Annotated in this window: 8 protein-coding genes; 5 read left to right on the forward strand and 3 right to left on the reverse strand. The window is 65.2% G+C overall.

The annotated features are described in order from the left end of the window. On the reverse strand, positions 1-300 hold a 300-nt coding region (locus ABNS06_RS16005; protein WP_348675604.1), incomplete at its 3' end, for a BlaI/MecI/CopY family transcriptional regulator. A 71-nt stretch (positions 301-371) separates the two neighbouring features. Between ABNS06_RS16005 and ABNS06_RS16010 the strand changes: the two genes are divergently transcribed. Genes ABNS06_RS16010 through ABNS06_RS16025 form a run of 4 tightly spaced genes read left to right on the forward strand, consistent with a single transcriptional unit; the run spans position 372 to position 3907 of the window. Then, entirely contained in the window at positions 372-2432 is a 2061-nt protein-coding gene (locus ABNS06_RS16010; RefSeq protein ID WP_348675605.1) for a TonB-dependent receptor, read from the forward strand. Between the two features lie 58 nt (positions 2433-2490). Continuing rightward, complete coding sequence (locus tag ABNS06_RS16015; RefSeq protein WP_348675606.1) at positions 2491-2817, forward strand: helix-turn-helix transcriptional regulator; 327 nt, start codon at positions 2491-2493, stop codon at positions 2815-2817. 38 nt (positions 2818-2855) lie between these two features. Further along, complete coding sequence (locus ABNS06_RS16020) at positions 2856-3386, forward strand: DUF4287 domain-containing protein (RefSeq protein WP_348675607.1); 531 nt, start codon at positions 2856-2858, stop codon at positions 3384-3386. Then, a complete protein-coding gene (locus ABNS06_RS16025; RefSeq protein ID WP_348675608.1) occupies positions 3383-3907 on the forward strand; it encodes an SRPBCC domain-containing protein in 525 nt (174 codons plus the stop codon). Before ABNS06_RS16020 ends, ABNS06_RS16025 begins: the two co-directional genes overlap by 4 nt. Before the next feature lie 33 nt (positions 3908-3940). Here the strand turns inward: ABNS06_RS16025 and metE are convergent, their stop codons facing one another. Next, complete coding sequence (gene metE / locus ABNS06_RS16030) at positions 3941-6217, reverse strand: 5-methyltetrahydropteroyltriglutamate--homocysteine S-methyltransferase (protein WP_348675609.1); 2277 nt, start codon at positions 6215-6217, stop codon at positions 3941-3943. 95 nt (positions 6218-6312) lie between these two features. On the opposite strand from metE, the gene ABNS06_RS16035 reads away from it, so the two are divergent. Continuing rightward, positions 6313-7209, forward strand: a complete 897-nt coding sequence (locus ABNS06_RS16035) for a LysR family transcriptional regulator (RefSeq protein ID WP_348675610.1) — start codon at positions 6313-6315, stop codon at positions 7207-7209. Between the two features lie 54 nt (positions 7210-7263). On the opposite strand, the gene ABNS06_RS16040 is transcribed toward ABNS06_RS16035, so the two are convergent. Continuing rightward, entirely contained in the window at positions 7264-7422 is a 159-nt protein-coding gene (locus tag ABNS06_RS16040) for a diguanylate cyclase (RefSeq protein ID WP_348675611.1), read from the reverse strand. Positions 7423-7440 lie beyond the last annotated feature (18 nt).

Here is a 7440-nt window from a genome sequence, read left to right on the forward strand (position 1 = left end):
AACCCCGTCGACGAGATCGCCGATCAATTCCTCGCGGGTGATCGCGGCGGCGTACCGGTAGGCACGGCCCCGCTTTTGACGTAGCAGCAGTCGCTTTCGATGCAGTCGCTCCAATGTCGACTGGACCGTGCTGAGGGCGATGGGGCGATCTGAGGCCAGCGCGCTCTGCATTCCTGATGCGTCGGTATCTCCATGCGTCCAGATACGGTCCAGCACCTCACGTTCCAGCCGGCCGAGACGCAACTCGCTGTTGCGTCGACGCGCGAGTCCAAACGGGGAGGGCAGGCCGAATCGTGGCATGAAAACCGATCCATTCTCGGTGTTCGGAAACGGCCGCAAGCTTGCGGCAAATTCCTGCGCGAGTTCAAGCGATGCGGCGGTTGCTTCCTGTTGTCTGCGGTACCTTGCTGGCCGGTCAGTGCTCCGGCGTATTCGCGGCCGGTGTGCCCACCGATACCCTGGAACTGGACCCGGTGGTCGTCGAGGGCGAGGCCGACGAGCTGACCGGAACGCCCGACTCGGCCACCCAGGGCGTAGTGACCGCGGCGCAGCTCGAAGCCCGACCCGTGGCCCGGCCGGGTGAACTGCTTGAATTCGTGCCCGGCCTGATCGCCACGCAGCATAGCGGTGAGGGCAAGGCGAACCAGTATTTCCTGCGTGGCTTCAACCTGGATCACGGCACGGACTTCTCGACCGACGTTGACGGCGTGCCGGTCAACATGCCGACCCACGGCCATGGCCAGGGTTACAGCGACCTGTCATTCATGATTCCGGAACTGATTGGCCGGCTCGACTACCGCAAGGGGCCGTACTACGCCGATGTCGGGGATTTCTCCACCGCCGGATCGGCCAGCATCCGCTATCGCGACCGTCTGCCGGGTCCGATGCTGCAGGTGACGGTGGGCGAGTTCGGCTACTACCGCGGACTGGCGGCGGCATCGCCCAAGGTCGCCGACGGCCATCTGCTGGCGGGCGTCGCCTACACCCGTGACGACGGCCCCTGGGTGCTGGACGACGATCTGTCACAGATTCAGGGTCTGCTGCGCTACAGCAGCGGGTCGGCCGACGACGGGGTGAGCATCAGCGCCGCCGCCTACGATGGCGAGTGGCGGTCCACGGATCAGATTCCGCGTCGCGCCGTGCGGTCCGGCCAGATCGACCGCTACGGCTTTATCGACGACAGCCTGGGCGGCGATTCGCATCGCTACAGTCTGTCCGCCGAATTGCGGCGGCCGACCGCGCGGGGCCACTGGAGTCTGGACGGCTACGCGCTGGATTACGCGCTGGACCTGTACTCCAACTTCACCTATCTGCTGGAGGATCCGGCCGACGGCGATCAGTTCGAGCAGGTGGATGACCGTCAGGTCTACGGCCTGGGCGGGCATTGGCACGGCGCGCAGCTTCCCGGCAGCGGCTTCGGCTGGCTGGGCGATGTGGACCTGGGCTTCGACATCCGCCATGACGCCATCGGCACCGTCGGCCTTTATCGCACCGAGCGCCGCCAGCGGTTGTCCACGGTGCGCGAGGATGGCGTGGACCAGACTTTGGCCTCGGTGTTTGCCTCCAGTTCCCGGCCCCTCCGCCCGTGGCTGCGCAGTGTCGTTGGCTTGCGGATCGATCACCTGATGGTGGACGTGGACGCGACCCGACCGGAGAACAGCGGTGACGCCGACGACACGCTGGTCTCGCCGAAGCTGTCGCTGATTGCAGGCCCATGGCGCGATACCGAGTTCTTCCTGAACCTGGGGCGCGGCTTCCACTCCAACGACGCTCGTGGCGCGACCATCCGCGTTGATCCGAACACCGGCACGGCGGCTGATCCGGTCGATTTGCTGGTCGCCGGAGACGGTGTGGATCTGGGGCTGCGCTCGGTGCTGGCGGACGGGCTTTACGCCAGCCTGTCGCTGTGGGCGCTGGAGCTGGATTCCGAGCTGGTCTTCGTTGGCGACGGCGGCTCCACCGAGGCCTCCGGCGCCAGCGAGCGTCGCGGTGTCGAGGCCTCGCTGTACTACCAGCCGGCGAGCTGGCTGGTGTTCGATGCCGATCTCGCGGTCAGCCGTGCGCGCTTCGACAACGGCGACCGCGTACCCAATGCCGTCGAACGCGTCGCCTCCGCCGGCATCAGCGTGCCCGAGTGGCAACGCTTCGGCGCCGGGCTGCGGCTGCGCTATCTCGGCGAGGCGCCGCTGGTCGAGGACAACAGCCTGCGCTCGGAGCCCACGACCATCCTCAACGCCCAGATCACCTACCGCCTCACGCGGACGATCCGGCTGCGCCTGGAAGGCTTCAACCTGCTGGATGCCGAGGACAACGACATCACCTATTACTACGCATCACGGCTGGACGGCGAGCCGGCCGAAGGTGTCGAGGACATCCACTTCCATCCGGTAGAGCCAAGGATGCTGCGGCTGGGATTTCAGGCGACTTTTTAAGGAAATCCCGTCCACCGCTTGACAGGATCAAGCTGAAAGGTAACCATGAAGTTACATTATGACCGAAGACGATCAGGATGCCGTGTTCCACGCACTGGCCAGCCAATCCCGCCGACGCATGCTCGACCTCATCAAGGCAGCGCCGGGCTGTGCGGTGTCTGACGTTGTTCGTCACTTTGATGTCAGCCGGGTCGCGGTCATGAAGCACCTGGCTGTACTCGAAGCGGCCAATCTGATCGTTTCGAAGAAATGCGGACGCGTCCGGCAGCTCCACATCAATGCCGTGCCCATCCAGATGATCCACGAGCGGTGGACCACCGAGTTCAGCGCGCATTGGGCCGGTCGCCTGACCGGATTGAAATATCGAATGGAATCAAGGAAATAAGAGTTATCGTGGCGACTCCCGAAGAGATGGCGGAATCAATGATTCGCAATCTGCCGGAGAAAACCGGCAAATCACTGGACCAGTGGATCGCATTGCTGAACGGGCAATCGCTGGACAAGCACGGTGACATCCTGCGATGGCTGAAGACCGAGCACGGCATGACGCACGGATTCGCCAATCTGGTATCGATCAAGTTCAGGGAGGGCGACCAGCCGCCTGCTGTCGATCTGGTCGCCGCGCAATATGCCGGCCCCAAGGCGGCGTTGCGCCCGATCCACGATGCGCTGATGGACGCCGTCACCGGATTCGGCGGCGACGTGGAATTGGCGCCCAAGAAAACCTACGTCAGCCTGCGACGGGCGAAGCAGTTCGGCATCGTCCAAGCCTCGACCAGGACGCGCGTTGATATCGGCATCAACCTCAAGGGTGCCGAGCCGACGAAGCGCCTGGAGGCCGCCGGCAGCTTCAACGCGATGGTCAGCCACCGCGTGCGGGTGGCATCGGTGGACGAGGTTGACGATGAACTGATCGGCTGGCTGCGTGCAGCCTACGAAGGAGCGGGCAAATGAGTGAAACGACCACCGAGTCCGGGGTTTTCCGGATCACCATTGATGCGCCGATCGACAAGGTCTGGGCCGAACTGACGCGCACCGACATGGTGTTGCCGTTCTTCTTCGGTGCCAAATGCGAAACGACGCCGGGCGGCCTGCAGCCCGGTGCGCCAATGCGCATGCGCAGTCCCGACGGCAGGCACACCAGCGTGGTCGGCGAGGTGTTGGAGTTTGATCCGCCGCATCGTTATTCGCACACATTCCGGTTCACCAATCTTGACGATCCGGAGTGCAAGGTGACCTACGAACTGAAGGACGTCGGCGGCAAGACCGAGTTCACGCTGACCAACGAAAACGTCCCGGCCGGCACCAAGACCGCGAAATACATGCAGCAGGGTGGCCAGTTCATCATCGCCAATCTCAAGGCCGTGGTTGAAACCGGCAAACCGACGTTCGGCGGCCGTCTGATTCTGGCGATGATCGCGATCAGCGCGCCGTTCGCGCCGAAAAGCACGCGCAGCGAAAACTGGCCGCTGTGACCGCGGCCGATGGCCTGAATCCCGAATTCCCCGCTACGCCGGGACCGGTGCGCGGAGCGTCCTGGCGGCCGCGACCATGTTCTCCAGCGCGGGCTTCACCTCGGCCCAGCCGCGGGTCTTGAGGCCGCAGTCGGGGTTGACCCACAGTCGCTCGGTCGGGATGCGTTCGCCGGCCTTCCGCATCAGCGCAACGATCTCGGCCTGGCTGGGCACGTTGGGCGAGTGGATGTCGTAGACGCCCGGCCCGATGGCGTTCGGGTACTCGAAGGTCTTGAAGGCATCCAGCAGTTCCATGTGCGAGCGCGAGGTCTCGATGGTGATCACGTCAGCATCCATATTGGCGATGTCGGCGATGATGTCGTTGAACTCGGAGTAGCACATGTGGGTGTGAATCTGCACCGCGTCATCGACGCCGTTGGCGGTGATGCGGAAGGCGCGGATGGCCCAGTCGAGATAGTGTGGCCAGTCGGCGTGACGCAGTGGCAGACCTTCGCGCAGCGCCGCCTCATCGATCTGGATGATGTTGATGCCGGCGGCCGCCAGATCGCGGACCTCGTCGCGCATCGCCAGCGCCAGTTGCTGGCAGGTGTCCGAGCGCGGCTGGTCGTCACGCACGAACGACCAGTTCAGGATGGTCACCGGGCCGGTGAGCATGCCCTTGACCGGCTTGTCGGTCAGCGACTGCGCGTAGGTGGCCCATTCCACCGTCATCGGCTTCGGGCGTTCGATGTCGCCGAACAGGATCGGCGGCTTGACGCAGCGTGAGCCGTAGGACTGAACCCAGCCGAAGCGTGTGAAGGTGTAACCGTCCAGCAGCTCGCCGAAGTACTCGACCATGTCGTTGCGCTCGGGCTCACCGTGGACCAGCACGTCCAGACCGATGGCTTCCTGCGTGCGGATGCAGCTACGGATTTCTTCACGCATGGCCTGCCGGTAGATCTCGTCGGAGATGCGGCCCGCGCGATGATCGCGGCGGGCATGGCGGATGGCCGCGGTCTGCGGGAACGAGCCGATGGTCGTCGTCGGCAGCGACGGCAGTTGCAGCCGTTTCTGCTGCAGTTCGGCGCGGGTGGTGTAGTCGCTGTCGCGGTCACCGTCTTCCGGCCGGATCGCGGCCAGCCGGTCGGCCACGGCCGGCTTGTGCACCCGCGCAGAGGAGCGGCGGGCGGCCAGGGCGCGAGCGTTGTCGGCCAGCGCATCCGCTACGGCGTCACGGCCCTCGGCGAGGGCGCGGCCGACGAGGCGCAGTTCCTCCAGCTTCTGCACGGCGAAGGCCATCCAGTCGCGAATCTCCGGGTCCAGCTTGTCCTCCTGGGCCAGATCGACCGGCACATGCAGCAGGGAGCAGGACGGCGCCAGCCACAGCCGCTCGCCCAGCGTCGCGGCTATGGGTTCCAGCCAGTCGAGCAGGACGGTCAGATCGGCCTTCCAGATATTGCGACCGTCGATGACGCCCAGCGAGATGACGCGATCGGCCGGCAGAGCGTGGATCAACGGCTGAACCTCGTCATGGGCGGTGACCGCATCGAGATGAATGCCGGCCACCGGCAGGTCGACGGCCAGCGCGAGGTTATCCCCCAGCGGTCCGAAGTAGGTGGTCAGCAGCAGCTTCGGTGCGGTGTCCGCCAGCGCGGCGTAGGTGCTGCGGAAGGCGTCGTGCCAGGCCGGCTCCAGGTCCATCACCAGCGCCGGTTCGTCGATCTGCACCCAGTCCGCGCCAGCATCGGCCAGGCGTTCCAGCAGGGTCTTGTAGACGGCTAGTAGGGCGGGCAGATGCGCCAGCCGATCGCTGTCATCGAAGGACTTGCCCAGCCACAGATAGCTGACCGGTCCGAGCACCACAGGTTTGGGTGTGGCGCCGGCCTGCCGCGCCTCGTCGATCTGCGCAAGCAGGGTGTCAGCGTTCAGTGCGAAGCGGCTGTCCGCGTCGAACTCGGGAACGATGTAGTGGTAGTTGGTATTGAACCACTTGGTCATTTCCGAGGCTGGCGCCGGATGCGTATCGCCCGCCGTGCGACCGCGCGCCATGCGGAAATACGTGTCACGCGTATCGCCGGGCAGGTCGCGAAAACGCGGCGGGATGTTGCCGACCAGCAGGCTGGTGTCCAGCACCTGGTCGTAGAACGAGAAGTCGCCGACCGGCACATGGTCCAGGCCCTGCTGGGCGTTGCGCATGCTGGCGCGAACGTCGGCTGCCACGGCGTCCAGCGTCGATGTGTCGGTGTTGCCTTTCCACCAGGATTCCAGCGCGAACTTCAGTTCGCGACGGCGGCCGATGCGGGGAAAGCCCAGGTTGTGCAGCGTAGGCATGATGCGCTCTCGATCAGGGGAGGACGCCACCCTAGCCGCGCAATGCATGAGTGAAAAATGATATTTATGCGGTTACGTATGAATATTTCTCATTCATGTTGGAGCTGAACCACCTCCGGATCATCGACGCCCTGGACCGGCAGGGCACGCTGACCCGCGCGGCGCAGGCGCTGCATCTGACCCAGTCCGCGCTGTCGCACCAGATTCGCCAGCTTGAATCGCGCAGCGGCGCGCAGGTGTGGCGCCGCGAGGGACGCCGGCTGGTGTTCACGGCCACCGGGCGCGAACTGCTGCGCACGGCTCGGCGCGTGTTGCCGCTGGTCGAGGATGCGGAGCACGCGCTGCGGCTGGACGCCGAGGGCATGCGCGGCATGGTGCGCATCGGCGTGGAGTGCTACCCCTGCTACGAATGGCTGACCGGGACGATCTCGCGCCTGCTGGAACAGATGCCGGATGTGGAGATGGACATCGTCAGTGGTCTGCGCTTTTCCGGCATCGAGGCACTGCTGACGCAGCAGATCGATCTGCTGATCACGCCCGATCCCTACGCGCACCGGGCGCTGCACTACGAGCCGCTGTTCGACTACGAGCTAGTGCTGCTGGTGGCGGCGTCGCATCGACTTGCCGACCGTGGCCATGTGCAGGCGGAGGACCTCGGCGGCGAGACCTTGCTGACCTTCCCGGTCGACACCGACCGGCTGGATATCTACACCCAGTTCCTGTGGCCCGCCGGCGTGCGGCCCAGGCGCCACAAGCGCATCGAATCGGTGGACATCATGGTGCAAATGGCCGTGCATGGGCGGGGCCTGTGCGTGCTGCCGCGCTGGCTCGCGGAACGCAATGCCGGGGAGTCATCCGCCCGGCTGCTGTCGCTGGGCGACAGCAGCATTCACAAGACGCTGCACGCGGCCATGCGCGCGGACGACGCCGGACTGGCCTACATGCGGCGCATCGTCGAGCTGGGCCGCGAGCAGCCGCCGGTGCTTGACTGACCTGGGCATCGGTCAGCGTTCACCCGATCCTTGCGGCCCTTGCGGTGTGTGACGTTATCCGAGCTGAATGGCCGGATCACCGCTGATCACGACGGTGCGATTCCGTCCTTGCTGTTTCGCCGCGTAAAGGGCGCGGTCCGCTCTTCGGAACAGGGTGTGCAGATCTGGTGTTTCTCCATCCCAGGTCGCGGTGACGCCAATGCTGATGGTCACCGGAGTCGATGCGACCGG

Origin of the sequence: uncultured Abyssibacter sp., from assembly GCF_964000955.1 — a bacterium.
GTDB lineage: Bacteria > Pseudomonadota > Gammaproteobacteria > Nevskiales > OUC007 > Abyssibacter.

What these genes read in the sequence shown, in the direction of transcription:
- ABNS06_RS16010 (WP_348675605.1), top strand. Translation starts at nt 372, where the DNA reads ATGCGGCGGTTGCTTCCTGTTGTCTGCGGTACCTTGCTGGCCGGTCAG.
- ABNS06_RS16015 (WP_348675606.1), top strand. Translation starts at nt 2,491, where the DNA reads ATGACCGAAGACGATCAGGATGCCGTGTTCCACGCACTGGCCAGCCAA.
- ABNS06_RS16020 (WP_348675607.1), top strand. Translation starts at nt 2,856, where the DNA reads ATGATTCGCAATCTGCCGGAGAAAACCGGCAAATCACTGGACCAGTGG.
- ABNS06_RS16025 (WP_348675608.1), top strand. Translation starts at nt 3,383, where the DNA reads ATGAGTGAAACGACCACCGAGTCCGGGGTTTTCCGGATCACCATTGAT.
- metE (WP_348675609.1), bottom strand. Translation starts at nt 6,217, where the DNA reads ATGCCTACGCTGCACAACCTGGGCTTTCCCCGCATCGGCCGCCGTCGC.
- ABNS06_RS16035 (WP_348675610.1), top strand. Translation starts at nt 6,313, where the DNA reads ATGTTGGAGCTGAACCACCTCCGGATCATCGACGCCCTGGACCGGCAG.